Origin of the sequence: Flavobacterium sp. (genome assembly GCF_044349645.1) — a bacterium.
Lineage (GTDB): Bacteria > Bacteroidota > Bacteroidia > Flavobacteriales > Flavobacteriaceae > Flavobacterium.
On record NZ_JBIKQP010000006.1, the window covers coordinates 46,895 to 66,376 of the forward strand.

Sequence of the window (19,482 nt, forward strand, 5' to 3'; positions counted from 1 at the left end):
TATAATTATGACTAAATTACAAGTTAAAGCTTTCGTTTTCCAATTGTTATGTTTCGCTGTTTTGTTTATTCTGTTTAGAATTTTATTAGAAAAATATTCAAATTTAACTGGATTTTGGGTTCCAATTACATCATTTGTTGTCAGTACAATTTTGTCACCTAAATTTCAAGCGGTAAAAACAAACGATGGTGAAAAACTATTTATGAAATGGTTATTCTTAAAAGGAATTAAAGAAATTAAGTAATTAATTCTTCTTTTTCGGATCAGCCTTTGATTTAGTTTTATACAAAGGTAAGAAATAGGAAACGGTATAGTTAAAACCAACTCCAAAATCTCCATTGTAGGTTCTATTGAAGCCTGGAATATATAAATTGTCAAAATTGTCAGGTTTTGTGTTGGTTAGTAGTCGGTTTGCTCTTACGCTAAATCCTAAATAAATATTTTTTAAGACTTCTGCTTTTAATCCCAATACTACTTCTATCCATTGAGATGTTAATCCGTTGTATTTTTGTCCAGAAATTACGGTTGGAGCCTCAGGAAAATAGGTTGATGTGTTATAGATGGTATAGGAATTTAAGGTTTGGCTGAAAGTACTTGCGCCATATCGCATACCTAAATAAATCATATTTCGCATGTCTAGCCAATTTTCATAGGAATTATAGTCGAAACCAACTTTTAAATAAGTTCCTTGAGTTGTAAAACTTAACCTACTGTCTTCAACTGTAGTGTTTTCATTTCCTAATTCACCAGCTAAGTAATAATTTTTTGTTACTCGGTAATCACCGACAAATTCAATTCCTTTGTAATTTTTATCGTAAAAAGATTGAACTAATTTTGAAATATCAGCTCCAAATCGGATTCCGTATTTTTCAATTTTTGGAGGAATACTGTCTGTTTTTGTTTTTTGAGCAATCACTAAAAATGATGTCAAAATCAGCAGTATACTAAAAGTAAATTTTGACATGTATTTCATTTTCAGAGGTTATATTTGAAGTAGTAATTACAACATTTTGAATCCAATACCCATCAGGAATTAAAGCTTCAGTTTTAACAAATGGTGTTGTTGAATTTAGTGTAAAATTGGTTTTAAATCCACAAGCTCTTGAGACAAATAGATTTTCTCTTGAGTAATTAAATTGAAGGAAATCCTCGTTATCAATTGCTGCATCTGTGCTATTTAAAATAAAACTAAATTTGGTAAGATCTACATTTGTTTTTAAAGGAATTTTGATTTTGCTTGTTCCATTAAATACTAAACTCGTAGAAGTATTTATTTCTTTAACAGCTAAATTGGTAACATTTTTTTTAATTGTAGGATTTAGAATGTCATAAAATTCAATTATCAGTTTTGGAGTTGTAGCAGTGTTTGCATCACAAATGTCATCCTTTTCGCAGCTTGAAAAAGTAACAGAAAGTAAACAGATAAATAGAAGTTTAAACTTTTTCATTTAGATTATAAATTTGCGTTATACGAATTATTCCTTATTTAGGGCTTCTTCGTATTTTTCTCCAACTATTTTCCAATTGATAATATTGAAAAAGGCATCAATATAGTTTTTTCGAGAATTTTGATATTCTATATAATAAGCATGTTCCCAAACATCTAGAGCTAAAATTGGTTTCCCGGGCACTTCTGCTCTTGGCATTAATGGATTGTCTTGATTTGCGGTGGTAGTAACTTTCAATTTTCCAGAGCTATCAACAATCAACCAAGCCCATCCAGACCCAAAAACCCTATTTGCTGCGTTTTTAAATTGGTTTTTAAATCCGTCTATTGAACCAAAATCTCTATTTATGGCCATTGCTAGAGTATCTTTCGGTTGGCTTCCGGATTTTGGTCCAATACATTCAAAAAACAACGAATGGTTATAATATCCACCAGCATTATTTCTAATATTCAAACTATCAGGAATTGATTTTGCCAATATTTCTTCGATTGATAAGTCTTCAAAATCGGTATCTTTAATCGCTTTATTAAGGCTATTGGTGTAATTTAAATAGTGTTTAGAGTAATGTAATTGCATTGTTCCAGCCTCAATTTCTGGAGAAATAGCGTCATATGCATATGGTAATTTTATTAATTCAAAAACTCCATCATTTGCTTCAACATCATTTGGGGAACCAATTGTAAATTTTTCCTCAGCCGTTGGTAAAGGAACTTCAACAACTTCAGTGAGTTTTTTATTGTTGCAAGAAATTACTAGGGTAAGTAATGAAAAACACAGTATGTAAAATTTTGCCTTTTTCATGATAAGTTTATTTTTTCTGTAATGATAATATATTTTGTATGTATAATTCTTTGGCTTCTTCAATTGATAAATGACTAATTTGCATCCAAGCATTGGTTTTAAAAGCATTTCTTAAGTCAAAATTTGAATTTGGAATTCCATTTGCCGTACCAAATGTAGCTTGTTTGTAATAGGCGTATAATCGTAATTGTACATCTTGAGGCAATGAATCCTGCGACATATTTGAAGCTATTTCTACTGCTTCAGCAAATCTGGTTTCTAAGTCTCTATTGTCCATTTATTATTTTATCGCAATTATTGTTTTACCTCCAACTGCTTTTTCATTTAGTTTTACATTAATTTCTGTCCCCAAAGGCAAGAATAAATCTACTCTTGAACCAAATTTTATAAAACCAGCATCGGTTCCTTGAACTACTTGTGTTCCTTCTTCAGCATAATTTACAATTCTCTTTGCTAATGCTCCAGCTATTTGACGGTATAATATTTCGCCAAACACTTTGTTTTCAACTACAATTGTAGTTCTTTCATTTTCTTCACTTGCTTTTGGATGCCAAGCAACTAAAAATTTACCTGGATGGTATTTGCTAAATTTAACTAAACCATTTACAGGATACCTTGTAACATGAACGTTTATTGGCGACATGAAAATGGAAACTTGCATGCGCTTGTCTTTAAAATATTCACCTTCAAATACTTCTTCAATTACTACTACTTTTCCATCAACAGGAGCGATAATGTGATTGTCATTGATTACTACATTTCTGACAGGATTTCTGAAGAATTGTAAAATTATAATTAGAAATAACAGTACTAAAATTTCAAATGTTTTTTGCAACCAAATAGTTGTTATAAATGTATCCGCTAATAACAAAAGTGCAACAGTTAATGTAGTTGAAAACAATATGATTTTTCCGCCTTCTTTATGAAACATAATATAAAATTTTATAAAATAAAAATATGAATGGTGCTACAAATATAACACTATCTAATCGATCTAAAACACCGCCATGACCTGGCATTATTTTACCGCTGTCTTTAACACCAGCAATTCGTTTGAATTTAGATTCAATTAAATCGCCAATAGTTCCAATTACTCCAACAATGGCTGCAATTATCACCCAAATTAAAATGGATTTATCGCTAAATTGAGCCGATGGTTTAATTAAATAAATTGAAATTAAATACCCTGCAAATATCGCAAAAATCAATCCTCCAAAAAAACCTTCTATTGTTTTTTTTGGTGATATTTTTTCAAATAATTTATGTTTCCCTATTGATTTACCTACAATATAGGCAAAAGTGTCGTTGGTCCAGATCAATATGAATAAACCGATAATTATTTTAGGATTGTAATCATTTACACCAAATGATATTTTGGTTATGAATACAAAAGGTAAAGTAATATACCCTAATAGATATAGATACTTTGATAAATTACTCACAGACTGAATAGTATTATCAAACAAAAAAACAATACATTTTATAGATACTAGTAGGGTAGAAACAAGTAAAATAATATCTAACGTTTGGATATCTGAGGATTTACTTTCGTTATAGTTGCTAAAAAAAGTAATCAAAACATACAAAGAAGTACCTGCTAAAACAGGAATTAATTTATCGACTTGAATTAAGTTGCAAAATTCAAAGAGGGAGATAATTAGGAATACTCCAAATAAAATTAAAAAACTTTCAGTTGAATAAAGAATCGAAGCAAGTAATAAAAATATGTAAATAGCTCCTGAAATTGCTCTTTTTAGAGTTTCATCCATTTTATAAATCCTCTAAAAGCAATAAATAAAGATTCTTTGCAGAACTTCCATAATGTAAAAAGTCATCTTCTTTAACTTTTTCAAAATACTTAATTGTAGTTATATTGGTAGGATAGTTCTTAAGGTATTTATTTTTTATCATTCGAAGTCCATCGCTAGTGCTTTCAACAATTTGACTTGTTGTGGCATAAATTATGATGTTTGTAGGCAATTCGTTGGGCTTGTTTTGTTTAATTTGACTTGATGAAAATAAGATAGACCCTTCTTCTGCAATTAAATTTTCACAAGTAGCAAAAAGAAATTTAGGGTTTGAAGGCTGGTCGTAAGTAAGTTTGTTTTCATCTAAAATGCTGAATAAACCTGCATCAAAGCACAAAACTTCCGATTCAAACCAATCATTCTCTTCTAAAATATTTTCAAACTGTTCTTTAATTTCAGTTAGATTCTCACAATACAAGAATTTTCCTCCATTTTTCTTGAAATTAAAAGTGAATCTTTCGTCAATTGGTAAGGATAGATCTGATCCTGAGCGATTGAATTCACTAATGTTATCCTCATTTGAGGATTCATCACTAGAACCAAAAAATTTTCTAAAAAGACTCATAACTATTCCTGAAATATTTAGTTTGTTTTAACAAAACATTCAAAGATAAAAAAAATCTTAATTCAAATAGGTTTTTTGAATTAAGATTTTTAAATTTTTATTTATTTATAAATTATTCTGGAGTTTCTTCCGAAATTTCTTCGGAAATTTCTTCTGAAATTATTGGATCAAATGGTCGTTTTCCAAATATTGATTCCAAATCATCTTTGAAAATCACTTCTTTTTCAATTAAAATATCAGCTAACTTATTCAATTTATCTTTATTTTCAGATAAAATAGTTATCGCTCTTTGGTACTGACTTTCTATTAATGTTGAAATTTCTTTATCAATTACCATTGCAGTATCTTCTGAATAGGGTTTTGAAAAGCTATATTCACTCTGACCTGTAGAGTCGTAATAAGTAATATTTCCTAGTTTGTCATTTAAACCATAAACGGTTACCATCGCTCTAGCTTGTTTGGTAACTTTTTCTAAATCGCTTAACGCACCAGTTGAAATTCGGTCGAAAACTACTTTTTCTGCAGCACGTCCACCCATAGTTGCACACATTTCATCTAGCATTTGCTCGGTTCGAACGATTAATCGCTCTTCTGGCAAATACCAAGCAGCACCTAAACTTTGACCTCTAGGAACTATAGTTACTTTGATTAATGGTGCAGCGTGTTCTAGCATCCAACTTACCGTTGCGTGACCCGCTTCATGAACTGCAATTGCTCTTTTTTCATCTGGGGTAACTATTTTATTTTTCTTTTCTAGTCCACCAACAATTCTATCTACAGCATCAAGAAAATCTTGTTTGTCAACTGCAGTTTTGTTGTTTCTTGCAGCTATTAATGCGGCTTCGTTACAAACATTAGCAATATCAGCACCAGAAAATCCTGGAGTTTGTTTCGCTAAGAAGTCGGTATCTAAACCTTCTACTTTTTTTAATGGGGCTAAGTGAACTTCAAATATTTCTTTTCGTTCTCTGATGTCTGGTAAATCAACAAATATTTGTCTATCAAATCGTCCCGCTCTCATTAATGCTTTGTCCAAAACATCAGCTCTATTGGTTGCAGCCAAGACAATTACATTGGAATTCGTTCCAAATCCATCCATTTCAGTAAGCAATTGATTTAACGTGTTTTCACGCTCGTCATTTCCTCCTGACATATTGTTTTTTCCACGAGCTCTTCCCACCGCATCAATTTCATCAATGAAAATTATAGCTGGTGATTTTTCTTTCGCTTGTTTGAATAAATCACGAACTCTTGAAGCACCTACACCAACAAACATTTCAACAAAATCAGATCCTGATAAAGAGAAAAAGGGAACCTGAGCTTCTCCAGCTACGGCTTTCGCCAATAATGTTTTTCCTGTTCCTGGAGGCCCTACCAATAGAGCACCTTTTGGGATTTTACCTCCTAAATTGGTATATTTTTCTGGGTTTTTAAGAAATTCTACAATTTCTTGAATTTCTTCTTTCGCACCTTCAAGTCCAGCTACATCTTTGAAAGTAGTTTTGATATCTGTCTTTTCGTCAAATAATTTTGCTTTTGATTTCCCAATATTGAAAATTTGACCACCACCGCCACCAGCACCACCATTCATTCTTCTCATTATGAAAATCCACAATCCAAGAATTAGTATAAAAGGCAATATCATCTGAAGTAAATCACCCCAACTACTTTTTGGCAAAAAACTATATTCTCTTAATTTCTTAGCTTTTACAGCTGCTTCCAATTTATTTTGAAAGATTTCATCGTTACCAATTTCTAATGAATAATGAGGTCCTTTACTAGGTCGGTTTAACATGTCGTTTGCAACCGCTTTGTGAATTGGATCTTTTAATGCTTCAGCTGTTAAATAAACTTCAGCTTCCGATTTATTATAAACGATAACTTTTCCAACTTGACCTTTTTCAAGGTATTCGTTGAATTTTGACGACGATGTTTTTAATGGTTCCTCAAAACTTGAACCACCAGTAATAAAGCTTATGAATAAAAATATCAGTGCAACTACACCATAAATTAGCCAAGGACTAATTTTTATTTTTTTTGGATTTGGATTGTTTTCTGAAGCCATTTAATTTATTTTCTTAATATTTATTTTCTATTGTTGTGATTTTTGCGTCACCCCAAAGACTTTCAATGTTATAATATTCTCTAATATTTTTTTGAAATACGTGAACCACAATATTCACATAATCCATTAAAACCCATTCTGCATTCTCCATTCCTTCTACATGCCAAGGCTTGTCTTTTATTTCTTTTGAAACTGTTTTTTGAACTGAATTTACAATTGCGGTAACTTGAGTGTTCGAATTTCCATTGCAAATTACAAAATAATCACAAGCCGAATTATCAATTGCTCTTAAATCTAAAATGTCAATATCATTTCCTTTTACTTCCTCAATCCCTTTAATAATGTTTGTTAACAAAACATCATTGCTATTATTCTTTTTAGCCATTTAATAATTTTATGTTTTTTGCAAAGTTACCATTTTTTGTACTTAATTTTGAAACTTAACACAAGTTTAAATTAACATAGTCTATTTTGCTTTATGAAATTAATCAAACTCGATGCCATAGATTCAACTAACGATTTTCTGAAGCGCTTGTCAGCTGAACAATCACTAGAGAATTTCACTGTTGTAACTGCCGAAAGTCAAACGCGTGGCAAAGGTCAAATGGGAGCAAAATGGGATTCTGAAACTGGTAAAAACCTTATGTTTAGTGTTTTAGTGAACAATGTATTAATCAATATTAATGAAATTTTTGATCTTAATGTTGCAGTTGCCCTATCCATTTTAGCAACATTAGAAAAAAATAATATTCCTAATTTATCAATTAAATGGCCAAACGACATATTGTCAGACAATAAAAAAGTTGCAGGAATATTAATTGAAAATTCCATCAAGAATAACGGAGAAATCTCTTCAATTATTGGCATCGGATTGAATGTTAATCAAATTAATTTTGATAATCTTCCTAAAGCTTCTTCAATGGCAGTAATCTCAAAAAAGGAATTTGATAAAGGTATTCTTCTAAACCAATTGATAGATTGTTTGAATTTTAATTGTGATTTACTTCAAAATAAATCGGCTTCCCAATTATGGAACAGCTATAATTTCAATTTATTTAAAAAAGGAATTCCAATGGCTTTTTCATTACCCGACGGAACTAAATTTATGGGAATAATTCAAGGTGTAAACTCCAACGGGAAATTGGAAGTAAAATTAGAAAATGATACTATCGAAACTTATGGAATAAAAGAAATTCAGTTACTTTACTAAAGTCAATTGAACTTATAATTTAGACATGTTTTCAGATAAAGTCTCAATGAATTTGGAAATTGGTCCTTTCACCATCATCGCCATCATCGCATTAAACTCTCCTTCAAAAACCAATTGAATGGCTGCTGAAGATTCCGATATCTCCTCAATATTGGCAGTTAATGTAAATGGTAATTTATCACTCGCAGCTCCTAAAACAATTTTAGAATTGGGCGTTTTATCCTTCATTCTCAATTTAATTTCAGGCATCCCTTTTAATCCAAATATAAACGAATCAGCATCAGTAACTTCGAATTTTGCAATGCTATCTGGCATTAATTTCTCAAAATTGTTTACATCGCAAAGTGCATTAAACAAATAAGTTGCATTGTTTTGAACGGTAACTTTTGGACTTTCTAAATTCATAATAGTTGGAATTTTAGGCTATTTATTTTCCCCAGGTAGATGGACTTTTTCTCCATTCTTGTAAGGTGATTTCTTCTTCTTCAGTGATGTATCTTTTGGCTACAGCCAATGGTAAAAGGTTTTCGTAATTACTTAAAGTGTATAAATCAACATTGGCATTTTTGAAATTATCTGTTGCAATATCAAATCCATAACTGAATATGGCAGCCATACCTTTAACATTTGCACCAGCTTCTTTTAAAGCTTCAACAGCTAGCAAACTACTTTTCCCAGTGCTAATTAAATCTTCCACTACTATTACGTTTTGTCCTTTCTGCAAATATCCTTCCACTTGGTTCAATCGACCGTGTTTTTTAGGCTCTGGACGAACATATACAAACGGTAATCCCAAACTTTCGGCAACAAGAATTCCAATTCCAATTGCTCCAGTAGCAACTCCTGCAATTACATCTGGTTTTCCAAATTGTTTCTCAATGTTTTTAGAAAATTCATCACGAATGTAATTTCTAACTGCTGGAAATGAGAGTGTTATCCTGTTATCACAATAAATAGGGGAGTTCCATCCCGAAGCCCATGTAAAAGGATTTCGTGGATTCAATTTAATTGCATTAATTTGTAAAAGCAATTCGGCTGTTTTTTCGGCTGTGTCTTTATTAAAAATCATAGTACAAATGTATAAAGTTTTTGTCAACGATAAACCACTTTTTTTAACAAATCAAATCTTCAAAGAAACAGATTTCCAACTGTTCTTGCTTGAAAGTGTTGATTTCAAACAGCTTATCGTAAAATATTTCCAAAATAAAATTCAAAAAGCGTATTTGTATCATCCCGATGAAAAGGAAATAATGAAGGTTTTAAAGACAAAAATCCCCGTTAATAAAGCTGGTGGCGGATTAGTTTACAATAAAAACGGCGAAGTTTTATTCATTTTTAGAAACGGAAAATGGGATTTGCCGAAAGGCGGAACAAATAAAGGTGAAGAAATTGAAGACACTGCCATGCGCGAAGTGGAAGAAGAAACCGGCGTAAACGGATTGTCAATTTCTAAAAAACTCCAAAAAACGTATCACGTTTTTAAACGCAACGGCATTTACAAACTTAAAATCACCCATTGGTTTGAAATGCATTCTACCTATGATGGAATTCCCATTGGTCAAGCCGAAGAAGGAATTGAGAAAGTAGAATGGAAAAACCCTGAACAAATTAAAGAAGCACTGAAAAATTCCTACGAAAACATCAAGTTGTTATTTGAAGAATAAAAGTAAGCTTGTTGTTTTTCTATCTCCCAATTTATAATTCAACATTTATATTTTATAATTAATTATTGGGTTTACCTTTGCAAAATGAAAACGAAATACCATTCCAATAATATACTTCTCAATTTAGGCATTGATAACCTAAACGAAATGCAAATTGCCGCGCAAGAAACGATTTTGAGCGACAACAACATTTTGCTTTTATCGCCAACAGGTTCTGGGAAAACATTGGCTTTTTTATTGCCAATATTTGAAATGTTGCAACCTGAAATTCTTTCGGTGCAATGTTTGATTTTAGTTCCTTCCCGTGAATTGGCTTTGCAAATCGAGCAAGTTTGGAAAAAAATGGGAACCGATTATAAAGTAAACGTATGCTATGGCGGACATTTCATCGATACCGAAATTAAAAATTTAAGCAATCCGCCAGCAGTTTTAATTGGAACTCCCGGACGAATCGCCGATCATATTGACCGTGGAACTTTCCGTTTAGACAAAATTCAAACCTTGGTTTTAGATGAATTTGACAAATCTTTGCAATTGGGATTCCACGAGCAAATGTCATTTATCATTGGGAAATTAACGAAGCTTAACAAGCGCGTTTTGGTTTCGGCAACTTCTGATATTGAAATACCAAAATACACGCGAGTGATCCATCCTACGATTCTGGATTATATTCCTGCCGAAGAAGAGCGCACGAATTTATCCATGAAATTGGTAGTTTCTAAAGAAAAAGACAAAATAGGTAGTTTATTCAACTTGATTTGTTCCTTGAAATCTCAATCGGCACTGATATTTTGCAACCACCGAGACGCTGCCGAACGCATCAGCGATGCACTAAACGAAAAGGGAATTTACGCTACTTATTACCACGGCGGAATGGATCAAGACGAACGTGAACGAGCCTTAATTCAGTTTAGAAACGGAAGTGTGAGCTATTTGGTCACTACCGATTTAGCCGCACGTGGATTGGATATTCCAGAAATGAAACACGTAATTCACTATCATTTGCCTTCAAAAGAGGATGAATTTACTCACAGAAATGGTAGAACTGCACGAATGTTGGCTTCGGGAACCGCCTATATTATCGCTCACGAAAGCGAGAAAAAGATGGATTACATCAATTATGGAATGGAATCTTTAAAAGTTGAAAATTCAACTTCATTGCCAAAACCTCCAGAATTTCAAACGATTTACATCAGTGGTGGTAAGAAAAACAAGTTAAATAAAATTGATATTGTAGGTTTCTTTTCTCAAAAAGGCAAACTCGAAAAAGGCGATTTAGGATTAATCGAAGTGAAAGATTTTATTTCATTTGCGGCGGTTAAATTCAATAAAGTCAAAGACTTACTTCAAAATATTCGCGAAGAAAAAATGAAGGGCAAAAAGTACAAAATTGAAGTTGCCAGAAAAGTCGTTAAGAAAGTAGAGGAGTAGTGATTTTAGATTTAAGATTTAAGGTTTTAGCAATTTTGTACAATTAGAAAATAGATAGGCATCCCAATTGTTATATTTATTGGAAACGTTACTGCTAGTGCCATAGGTAATAAAAGGCCAGGATTAGCCTTGGGTACTGAAATTTTCATAGCTGCTGGAACTGCAATATAAGACGCGCTTGCTGCTAAAACGGCAAACATAAATCGGTTGGATATTTCATGAGTTACAAAAGAACTTAGATAAGCAACAACGCAGCCATTAATAATTGGAATAATAATTGCGAAAAGTATTGGAAACCATCCAAATGAGAAGAATGCTTTTAGTTTTTTACCGCTTGTAATTCCCATATCCAATAAGAAAATAGCTAGAAATCCTTTAAATAGATCGTTGGTAAACGGCTTTATTCCCTCTGCCTGTTTTGCATTTGCTACATATCCAATAATCAAACTTCCCAGTATAAGTAATACACTTCCATTTGTAAAGGAATGTTTAATCACGCTACTTTTTTTAATTTTTTGGGTTTCGTCTTTATTGAATATTGAAATTAGTATCAATCCAATTATTATTGCTGGCGACTCCATTAATGCCATAATTGCTACCATATAGCCATGAAGTAGGAGTTGCTGCGATTCAAGATAGGTAACCGCAGTTACAAATGTTACTGCACTAACCGATCCATATGCTGCTGCAATTGCTCCTGCATTATATACATTTAATTTTTTTCGAAGTATAAAAAAGCTGTAAATTGGGATCATTAATGAGATAAAAATACCAAACAACATTGCCCAACCAATTTCCATTGTAATTGCTTCATGTGATAATTCTTGTCCACCCTTAAAACCAATCGCGAATAAAAGGTACAATGAAATGAACTTTGAAGAATTTTCTGGTATTTCCAAATCACTTTTTAAATAAACTGCTAAAACTCCAAGTGCAAAAAATAGTAATGCTGGGTTGGTTAAGTTATCAATTAGTAAATCTAAATTCATATTTTTTTATTTTTAGTATCAATTAGTATTCTTTCTCTTTTTATGTAATTTATAGCGGTTACTAATTATTATCTAATTTTTGAAAACAATAATCTTTTCCCTAGTTTGCCTTCATTTATAATTCCATCATCATAAACTAAATTTCCATTTACAAAAGTTTTTACAATTTTGCTCTTAAAGACTTGATTTTCAAATGGTGACCATTGGCATTTATAAAGTATATTTTTCGGAGTTACTTGCCAATTTTGATTTAAATCAACAAGTACTAAATCGGCAAAATATCCTTCTCGAATATAACCTCGTTCCTTTATTCTATAAATTTCTGCAACATGGTGGCTCATTTTTTCTACAATTTTTTCTAGACTAATTTTACCTTCATGATAAAATTCAAGCATTGCAGGCAAAGCATGTTGAACCAAAGGACCTCCAGACATTGATTTGAAATAGGTGCCGCTTTTTTCTTCAATAGTGTGAGGAGCATGATCAGTTGCAATAATGTCTAATCTATTTTCTAAAAGTGCTGCCAATAAACCATTTTTATCTTTCTCGGATTTTACTGCTGGATTCCATTTTATTTTCGAGCCCAATTTTGCATAATCAGCATCTGAAAACCAAAGGTGATGCACGCAGGCCTCGGCAGTAATTCTTTTTTCATTAATTGGTAGTATATTTTCGAATAAATTAGCTTCTGAAAGTGTTGAAATATGAAACAAATGCAACCGATTGTTGTGTTTTTTTGCTATTTCTAAAACTCGTTTTGTAGCAGCCACACAAGCTTCTTCGCTTCTAATTTTTGGATGAAATTCAAAAGGAATGGTTTCCCCGAATTTTTCGCGATAAAAGTGAGTGTTATTTTTAATAATACCGTCATCCTCACTATGCAAGGCAACAAGTGATTCAGTTCTAGAAAATAGTTTTTCTAAAAATTCTGGATAATTTGCTAGAATCCCTTCGTCATTATTAAAATACAAACCATCATCAGTTATACCACAAACAGTTTCGTTATTGGTTTTTAATGCTTCTTCCAAATTGTTTTGATTGATTCCCATAAAAAAGGAATAATTTGCCAATGCTGTTTTTGAAGCGGTAACATATTTTTCTTTTAATAATTCCTGAGTTAACGTATTGGGAATTGTATTTGGCATTTCCATAAATGATGTAATTCCGCCTGCTACAGCTGCTTTAGATTCGGAATAAATAGTTCCTTTGTGTGTTAAACCTGGTTCTCGAAAGTGAACTTGATCATCAATTACTCCAGGGAATAAGTACAGCCCTTCCGCATTAATTTCAGTTATCAATTCTTGATTTTTCAAACTAATTGAAGGAGCTATTTTTTCAATTCTACCATCTGAAATTAGAATATCTGCAATACTACATTTGCCTTCATTTACAATTGATGCATTTCTTATAATTGTTTTCATCTTGCTTTTTTTGTTGCTCTCTCCAATTTGTCATTCATGGTTTTGCCTAAACCAACATCAGGCAAACGTTCTGCAATAATTACATCTAAATTTTTTTCATCCAAACGATGCATTGCCGCATATAAATTTTTTGCTGCTTCATTCAAATCGCCCGATTTTGATAAAATTTCTTTGTGAATAATACCATTACCATTAATTTGATTTTTAAATACTAAGATTCCAATTCTTTTTCCTTTAAAACATTTAATCAACTCCACTACATTGTTGGTAAGGTAAGTATCTGTATTTGGAGCGTAGTGTCTAGACAACATTCCTGGTGCGTTTGGAGTTTTTTCGCTATTTGTAATTGTTCTTAGTTTACCCGTAACCTTTTCTATTTCCTCCGAAGAAATAGATCCGTGTCGGTACAAAATTGGTTGGTTGTCTTCAAAACCTATAATCGTAGATTCTAAACCTTTTTCACATTCGCCACCATCTAAAATCACCTCTAGTTTTCCTCCAAAATAATTGAAAACGTGATCGGCATTAGTTGGACTTATAGATCCAAAAGGGTTTGCGCTAGGTGCTGCTAAAGGAAAATCAAGTTTGTCTAATAGTTCTAGTGCTACTGGATGATTAGGAACTCTTACAGCAACGGTATCTTTACCGGCGGTAATTAAATCGGATATATGGGGTTGCTTTTTTAAAACTAATGTTAAAGGTCCAGGCCAAAATTTTTCAGCTAGAATCATTGCGCTTTCTGGGATATCAATTGCAACATCTGTAATACTTGACGCCGACTTTATATGAATAATTAGCGGATTATAAAAAGGTCTGTTTTTGAGTTTAAAAATCTCGACAAGTGCAGATTCATCATAGGCATTTCCAGCAAGTCCGTATACAGTTTCTGTTGGAATTGCTACAAGCTTATTTTTTTTAAGTGCTTTTTTTGCTTTCTTTATATCTGTTGTTATCATATCATTTAAGGGTTACAAATGTCACAGTAAATTGGGTCTTCCGTTTTTTTTCCATTAGGAAATTCCTCTTCTTTTTTATAATTACATTTTTGACAATTATAGATATAGCTTAAAGTTGACCGCGTTGGAAAGTTACATTGATTGCACCGCAAACCTACTTTTCTATCAACAATTCCGAAACCTGGTGTTTCACATTTTGGACATAAGGATTTTATCTTGTCAACTAATTTCAAGGTGGCTTTTTCAATCACCTTCATTCGACTAGGATTGAACATTGCACGCATATCGGTTTCTATATAAGCTGTTCCGTGATTTTTTATTAGTTCAAAAAAAGTTTCGTTCAATAGCTTTTCATTAAGTATTCCTTTGGTAATTTCTTCTAATTCCTCTTTTGATTTTCTTAGAATTAGGCCATGTGAGGGAAAATTTGATTTGGTCGCAAATTCTTGAAGTTCTTCTATTGTTTTTATTTCTGAACCATTAAAATTGGTTTCTAAACTTAGTTCTCGTGCACTTATTTCAATATTATTTTTTTTGTCTATTAAGACCAAAAATTCATCATCGGCAGCTGCAAAAAAAATGGTTGGATGAGATCCAAAAGAACCTTCGCTTGCAATTGCTAAATCACAATTTGTCAAATCCATACCTATTAGGCATTTATTTCGAGCAGTTGTAATTGGATCGCCCTTTCTTTCAATCTCTCCAGTAAATGTTCCCAATTTATCAGTATCTAAATCAGAAGCAACAAAGCATTTTACTCCCAATTGGCTTTCTAAAATTGGAGCAATTACTTTTTCTTTTTTGTGTTTTGTTGCAATAAGTAAATTCCTTCCTTGGAACATTAATTGTCTTTTAATGAAATATTTATTTCTGAATTAATAACCAGTTTTTTATTATTGGCTTTAGCCTCTAAAATAATTTCCTCAAGTTTTTCAATTTCGTTTTTTAGTAGCGGAATTTTCTTTTGAGCCGTTTCATCGTCTTTTCCATATCGCTCTTGAGAACTCCAATTTTGGATGTTATGAAAATTGATTTTAGAATTAAACATACTTGTTAGGATTTCTCTCGCTTCATTAAATGTGAATTCACCTTCTATAAGTTTTAATTTTTCAATTTTATTCATTTTCTTTTGAATTTTTAGGGGATGTTGATTTAAATGCTATTACTCCAATAATTATTGATAATGAAGTAAATATTTGACTATTTATTTCGTCTTTCGTAATAAATGCTGTAACAAGAAAAGCAATCATTTATAATAAATAAATGCTAGTTTTTATTCGAATTATATCCATCTTGTTTCAATTATAATTACTATTTAAAATTCAAAAAGTATTGAAGTTTTTTTAAACACTGCAAAATTGATAATTCTAATTCATAAATTTTTATTTATCTTTGTAATGTATTCTATAAAATATAATTATGAACTATACTTTAAATCAATTACAGATTTTTTTGAAAATAGTGCAAACAAAAAGCGTAACAAAAGCCTCAGAAGAGTTGCATCTTACTCAACCTGCGGTTTCTATACAGTTAAAAAATTTTCAAGAACAATTCGACATTCCACTAACTGAAGTAGTTGGACGAAAGATATATATCACCGATTTTGGTATAGAAATTGCAGAGGCTGCCGAAAATATTATTAACCAAGTTTATGCCATTAATAATAAAACATTGGCTTTTAAAGGGCAATTAACAGGCCGTTTAAAAATTTCGGTGGTTTCAACTGGAAAGTATGTAATGCCTTATTTTCTATCCAATTTTATACAACATCATATTGGTATAGAATTATTAATGGATGTTACCAATAAAAACAAAGTCATTGAAAGTTTAGTAAATAATGAAGTTGACTTTGCCCTGGTTTCTATTTTGCCAAATACATTAAATATTGAAAAATTAGATCTACTTCAAAATAAATTATTCTTAGTTGGAAGCAATGAATTAAATGGTAAGCAGGGAACCAATATTAAAGATATTTTTAAAAATTTACCATTAATATTTAGAGAAAAAGGTTCGGGCACAAGGGAAACAATGGAAAGTTTTATTTCACGAAACAATATTTCGGTATTAAAAAAAATGGAGTTAACCTCTAATGAAGCAGTTAAACAATCGCTATTGGCTGGTTTAGGATATTCAATAATGCCATTAATTGGGATTAAAAATGAAATACAAAATAACGAATTGAAAATTATTTCAATCAAAGGCCTTCCAATAAAAACAACCTGGAGCTTAATATGGTTAAAGGGAAAACAACATTCTCCAGTTTCTAAAGCTTTTTTAGAGTATTTGACTAAAGAAAAGGAGCAAATCGTTCAGGATAAATTTAGCTGGTCTGAACAATATTAGATTAAAAAAACAAAAACGGTTTATATAAAAGTGAAATTTATTTATTTGTAATTCCTCTACTTTCCGATACAAAAATTAGCAAAAATATTACCTAAAAGCTCGTCATTGGTAACTTCTCCTGTGATCATTCCAAAATGGTACAAAGCTTCTCGAATATCGATTGCCATTAAATCACTTGAAATGTTGGATTGCAATCCGAAGTTTACTTTCTGAATTTCTTCCAACGCTTTAAGTAAAGAATCGTAATGACGGGTATTGGTCACAATAGTTTCATTATTTCGTAAAGCTCCCGTATTAACAAAAGACAACAACTGATGTTTAAGATCTTCAACACCGATATTCTCCTTCGCACTTATGAAAATTAGTTTAATGTTTAATGTTTCAAGTTCTTTACGAATAGTCGAAATTTCAAAATCTGTCATTAAATCAAGTTTGTTGATTATTACAACTAAAGGCTTTAATGGAAATTGATTTTTAATTTTTTCTATTTCTAAAATATATTCTGAACTTTGAACTTTAAACTTTAAACTATCAAACAAATACAACACCACCTGGGCTTGTTCGATTTTTTCGAATGTTTTTTTAATTCCAATGCTTTCAACAACGTCTTCTGTATCTCGAATTCCTGCAGTGTCAATAAAACGAAATCCTATGCCGCCAATTACCAATTCATCTTCAATGGTATCACGAGTGGTTCCCGCAATTTCTGAAACGATGGCGCGTTCTTCATTTAATAGCGCATTCAATAAAGTCGATTTCCCAACATTAGGTTCGCCCACAATAGCAATAGGAATTCCGTTTTTTATAACATTTCCAACCGCAAAAGAATCAATTAATCGTTTCAATACGAATTCAATTCTATTTAATAAATCTCTAAACTGAGTTCTATCTGCGAAAGCAACATCTTCTTCAGCAAAGTCCAATTCTAATTCGATTAAGGAAGCAAAATTCAATAATTCTTGTCGTAATTGCATGATTTCATTACTAAATCCACCACGCATTTGTTGCATTGCAATTTGGTGCGACGCTTCATTATCAGAGGAAATTAAATCAGCAACTGCTTCAGCTTGTGACAAATCCATTTTTCCATTTAAAAACGAACGTAAAGTAAACTCTCCCGCATTTGCCATACGGCAACCTTTTCGAAGTAATAATTGAATAATTTGTTGCTGAATATAGGTTGAGCCATGGCAAGAAATTTCGATCGTATTTTCGCCTGTATAGGAATTGGTTCCTTTAAATATAGAAAGCAAAACCTGGTCAATCACTTTTTCATCATCCACAATATGCCCTAAATGCAAAGTGTGTGATTTCTGCTTGCTGATATCTTTACCAGAAACGGAACTAAAAACCGATTTGCAAATGGTTATTGCATCCAAACCAGAAACACGAATAACAGCGATTGCTCCTGATCCAGAAGGGGAGGCTAAGGCTACAATGGTGTCGTTTTGAATCATAGTTTGAAAATCAAGTGGCAAAGTTACAAAGAAATTAATTGGTTATAAACCCTCGCTTTTGAAATAAAAAAATCCGAAATTTCAATTAAGAAAATTCGGATTTAATTGACCTTTATATTGGTTTGGTTGGTTAATTGTTAAGCATTACCGGCATTACAAGCATGGTAACTGTTTCGCCTTCTTCCAAACCGTCAACTGGAGTTAAAATTCCGGCACGATTTGGCAATGACATTTCTAGCATTATCATATCCGATTGAAGATTGGTCAACATTTCGGTTAAAAATCTTGAGTTGAAACCAATTTGCATATCATCACCTTGATAATCACAAGTCAATCTTTCTTCGGCTTTGTTAGAATAATCGATGTCTTCAGCTGAAATATTCAATTCTGCACCAGCAATTTTCAAACGAATTTGGTGGGTTGTTTTATTTGAGAAAATCGCTACACGACGAACAGAATTTAAAAATTGTGTTCTATCAATCATTAATTTATTCGGATTTTCTTTAGGAATAACGGCTTCGTAATTTGGATATTTACCATCAATCAATCGACACATTAAAATGTAATTGTCAAATGAGAAAGTTGCGTTGCTATCGTTGTATTCAATTTTGATTTCTGCATCTGAAGTACCTAAAATACTCTTTAAAATGTTCAAAGGTTTTTTCGGCATAATAAAATCGGCTACTTGCGAAGATTTTACATCAGTTCTAGCATATTTAACTAATTTATGAGCATCTGTTGCCACAAATGTTAATCCTTCTGGTGAAAATTGAAAGAAAACGCCAGACATTACTGGACGTAAATCATCGTTTCCAGCAGCAAAAATAGTCTTACTAATTGCAGTTGCCAAAACTTCTGCAGGAACTAATGTAGTTGATGGATTATCAAGATTCACTGATTTTGGAAACTCACTGCCTGGTGAATAAGCCAATGCATATTTACCTGAATTAGAGCTAATTTCGATAGTGCTATTTTCTTCAACAGTGAATGTAAGCGGTTGCTCAGGAAATGTTTTTAATATTTCTAAAAGTAGTTTTGCAGGTACCGCAACACTTCCTTTGCTTTCAGAATCGATATCCAAAGTTGCAGACATGGTAGTTTCTAAATCTGAAGAAGAAACAGTTAATGTTTTGTTGTCTAATTCAAATAAGAAATTATCTAAAATAGGTAAGGTGTTGCTACTGTTAATAACACTTCCTAATACTTGTAATTGTTTCAATAAGTACGAACTCGATACTATAAACTTCATCTTTGGCTTTTTTTAATCAATCTTAAAATCTGAATTATTCAGAATTATTTTCATTTTGTTTTACAAATATATCTT

23 protein-coding genes are annotated in these 19,482 nt (G+C 31.8%); 5 read left to right on the forward strand and 18 right to left on the reverse strand.

From position 1 onward, the window contains the following. Window positions 1–7 precede the first annotated feature (7 nt). The gene (locus AC9UFV_RS02350) at window positions 8–244 is read left to right on the forward strand and encodes a hypothetical protein (RefSeq protein WP_509572377.1); all 237 of its coding nucleotides are present in this window, start codon (window positions 8–10) and stop codon (window positions 242–244) included. Here the strand turns inward: AC9UFV_RS02350 and AC9UFV_RS02355 are convergent, their stop codons facing one another. The 9 genes from AC9UFV_RS02355 to rsfS all read right to left on the reverse strand — a co-directional run bounded on the left by AC9UFV_RS02355 (window position 245) and on the right by rsfS (window position 7,072). Next, on the reverse strand, window positions 245–964 hold the full coding sequence (locus AC9UFV_RS02355; protein WP_509572379.1) for a DUF6048 family protein: 720 nt from the start codon (window positions 962–964) through the stop codon (window positions 245–247). Next, a complete protein-coding gene (locus tag AC9UFV_RS02360) occupies window positions 945–1,448 on the reverse strand; it encodes a DUF6452 family protein (RefSeq protein ID WP_509572381.1) in 504 nt (167 codons plus the stop codon). The genes AC9UFV_RS02355 and AC9UFV_RS02360 overlap by 20 nt, the downstream gene beginning before the upstream one ends. Before the next feature lie 27 nt (window positions 1,449–1,475). Next, window positions 1,476–2,249: a superoxide dismutase gene (locus AC9UFV_RS02365; RefSeq protein ID WP_509572383.1), complete on the reverse strand. Its 774-nt coding sequence runs from the start codon at window positions 2,247–2,249 to the stop codon at window positions 1,476–1,478. A 7-nt stretch (window positions 2,250–2,256) separates the two neighbouring features. Beyond that, entirely contained in the window at window positions 2,257–2,526 is a 270-nt protein-coding gene (locus AC9UFV_RS02370; protein WP_509572385.1) for an acyl-CoA-binding protein, read from the reverse strand. A gap of 3 nt (window positions 2,527–2,529) precedes the next feature. Beyond that, on the reverse strand, window positions 2,530–3,180 hold the full coding sequence (locus AC9UFV_RS02375) for a phosphatidylserine decarboxylase family protein (protein ID WP_509572387.1): 651 nt from the start codon (window positions 3,178–3,180) through the stop codon (window positions 2,530–2,532). Continuing rightward, window positions 3,170–4,018: a phosphatidate cytidylyltransferase gene (locus AC9UFV_RS02380; RefSeq protein ID WP_509572389.1), complete on the reverse strand. Its 849-nt coding sequence runs from the start codon at window positions 4,016–4,018 to the stop codon at window positions 3,170–3,172. The genes AC9UFV_RS02375 and AC9UFV_RS02380 overlap by 11 nt, the downstream gene beginning before the upstream one ends. Window position 4,019: 1 nt before the next feature. Further along, entirely contained in the window at window positions 4,020–4,622 is a 603-nt protein-coding gene (locus tag AC9UFV_RS02385) for a lactate utilization protein B/C (protein WP_509572391.1), read from the reverse strand. A gap of 112 nt (window positions 4,623–4,734) precedes the next feature. Next, a complete protein-coding gene (ftsH, locus tag AC9UFV_RS02390) occupies window positions 4,735–6,687 on the reverse strand; it encodes an ATP-dependent zinc metalloprotease FtsH (RefSeq protein WP_509572393.1) in 1,953 nt (650 codons plus the stop codon). 13 nt (window positions 6,688–6,700) lie between these two features. Then, window positions 6,701–7,072, reverse strand: a complete 372-nt coding sequence (gene rsfS, locus AC9UFV_RS02395; protein ID WP_027309822.1) for a ribosome silencing factor — start codon at window positions 7,070–7,072, stop codon at window positions 6,701–6,703. 93 nt (window positions 7,073–7,165) lie between these two features. Between rsfS and AC9UFV_RS02400 the strand changes: the two genes are divergently transcribed. Beyond that, window positions 7,166–7,897: a biotin--[acetyl-CoA-carboxylase] ligase gene (locus AC9UFV_RS02400; protein WP_509572395.1), complete on the forward strand. Its 732-nt coding sequence runs from the start codon at window positions 7,166–7,168 to the stop codon at window positions 7,895–7,897. A 12-nt stretch (window positions 7,898–7,909) separates the two neighbouring features. On the opposite strand, the gene AC9UFV_RS02405 is transcribed toward AC9UFV_RS02400, so the two are convergent. Beyond that, window positions 7,910–8,302, reverse strand: a complete 393-nt coding sequence (locus AC9UFV_RS02405; RefSeq protein WP_509572397.1) for an SRPBCC family protein — start codon at window positions 8,300–8,302, stop codon at window positions 7,910–7,912. 22 nt (window positions 8,303–8,324) lie between these two features. After that, window positions 8,325–8,966, reverse strand: a complete 642-nt coding sequence (gene pyrE, locus AC9UFV_RS02410) for an orotate phosphoribosyltransferase (protein ID WP_509572399.1) — start codon at window positions 8,964–8,966, stop codon at window positions 8,325–8,327. A gap of 7 nt (window positions 8,967–8,973) precedes the next feature. On the opposite strand from pyrE, the gene AC9UFV_RS02415 reads away from it, so the two are divergent. Both AC9UFV_RS02415 and AC9UFV_RS02420 read left to right on the forward strand, forming a co-directional pair. After that, the gene (locus tag AC9UFV_RS02415; protein ID WP_509572401.1) at window positions 8,974–9,561 is read left to right on the forward strand and encodes an NUDIX hydrolase; all 588 of its coding nucleotides are present in this window, start codon (window positions 8,974–8,976) and stop codon (window positions 9,559–9,561) included. An 84-nt stretch (window positions 9,562–9,645) separates the two neighbouring features. Continuing rightward, the gene (locus AC9UFV_RS02420) at window positions 9,646–10,992 is read left to right on the forward strand and encodes a DEAD/DEAH box helicase (RefSeq protein WP_509572403.1); all 1,347 of its coding nucleotides are present in this window, start codon (window positions 9,646–9,648) and stop codon (window positions 10,990–10,992) included. Between the two features lie 26 nt (window positions 10,993–11,018). Here AC9UFV_RS02420 and AC9UFV_RS02425 read toward each other — a convergent pair whose 3' ends face one another. The 5 genes from AC9UFV_RS02425 to AC9UFV_RS02445 all read right to left on the reverse strand — a co-directional run bounded on the left by AC9UFV_RS02425 (window position 11,019) and on the right by AC9UFV_RS02445 (window position 15,481). Continuing rightward, a complete protein-coding gene (locus AC9UFV_RS02425; RefSeq protein ID WP_509572405.1) occupies window positions 11,019–11,981 on the reverse strand; it encodes a sodium-dependent bicarbonate transport family permease in 963 nt (320 codons plus the stop codon). A gap of 68 nt (window positions 11,982–12,049) precedes the next feature. Beyond that, window positions 12,050–13,402, reverse strand: a complete 1,353-nt coding sequence (locus tag AC9UFV_RS02430) for a dihydroorotase (protein ID WP_509572407.1) — start codon at window positions 13,400–13,402, stop codon at window positions 12,050–12,052. Beyond that, a complete protein-coding gene (locus AC9UFV_RS02435) occupies window positions 13,399–14,358 on the reverse strand; it encodes an L-threonylcarbamoyladenylate synthase (RefSeq protein WP_509572409.1) in 960 nt (319 codons plus the stop codon). The genes AC9UFV_RS02430 and AC9UFV_RS02435 overlap by 4 nt, the downstream gene beginning before the upstream one ends. Window positions 14,359–14,363: 5 nt before the next feature. Next, a complete protein-coding gene (locus tag AC9UFV_RS02440; RefSeq protein WP_509572411.1) occupies window positions 14,364–15,200 on the reverse strand; it encodes a DUF6671 family protein in 837 nt (278 codons plus the stop codon). After that, window positions 15,200–15,481, reverse strand: coding sequence for a hypothetical protein (locus AC9UFV_RS02445; RefSeq protein WP_509572413.1), 282 nt, complete (start codon window positions 15,479–15,481; stop codon window positions 15,200–15,202). Before AC9UFV_RS02445 ends, AC9UFV_RS02440 begins: the two co-directional genes overlap by 1 nt. A gap of 296 nt (window positions 15,482–15,777) precedes the next feature. On the opposite strand from AC9UFV_RS02445, the gene AC9UFV_RS02450 reads away from it, so the two are divergent. Further along, a complete protein-coding gene (locus AC9UFV_RS02450) occupies window positions 15,778–16,701 on the forward strand; it encodes a LysR family transcriptional regulator (RefSeq protein WP_509572415.1) in 924 nt (307 codons plus the stop codon). Between the two features lie 56 nt (window positions 16,702–16,757). Here AC9UFV_RS02450 and mnmE read toward each other — a convergent pair whose 3' ends face one another. Further along, entirely contained in the window at window positions 16,758–18,158 is a 1,401-nt protein-coding gene (gene mnmE / locus AC9UFV_RS02455) for a tRNA uridine-5-carboxymethylaminomethyl(34) synthesis GTPase MnmE (RefSeq protein ID WP_509572417.1), read from the reverse strand. A 130-nt stretch (window positions 18,159–18,288) separates the two neighbouring features. Continuing rightward, on the reverse strand, window positions 18,289–19,407 hold the full coding sequence (gene dnaN / locus AC9UFV_RS02460; protein ID WP_509520182.1) for a DNA polymerase III subunit beta: 1,119 nt from the start codon (window positions 19,405–19,407) through the stop codon (window positions 18,289–18,291). Window positions 19,408–19,482 lie beyond the last annotated feature (75 nt).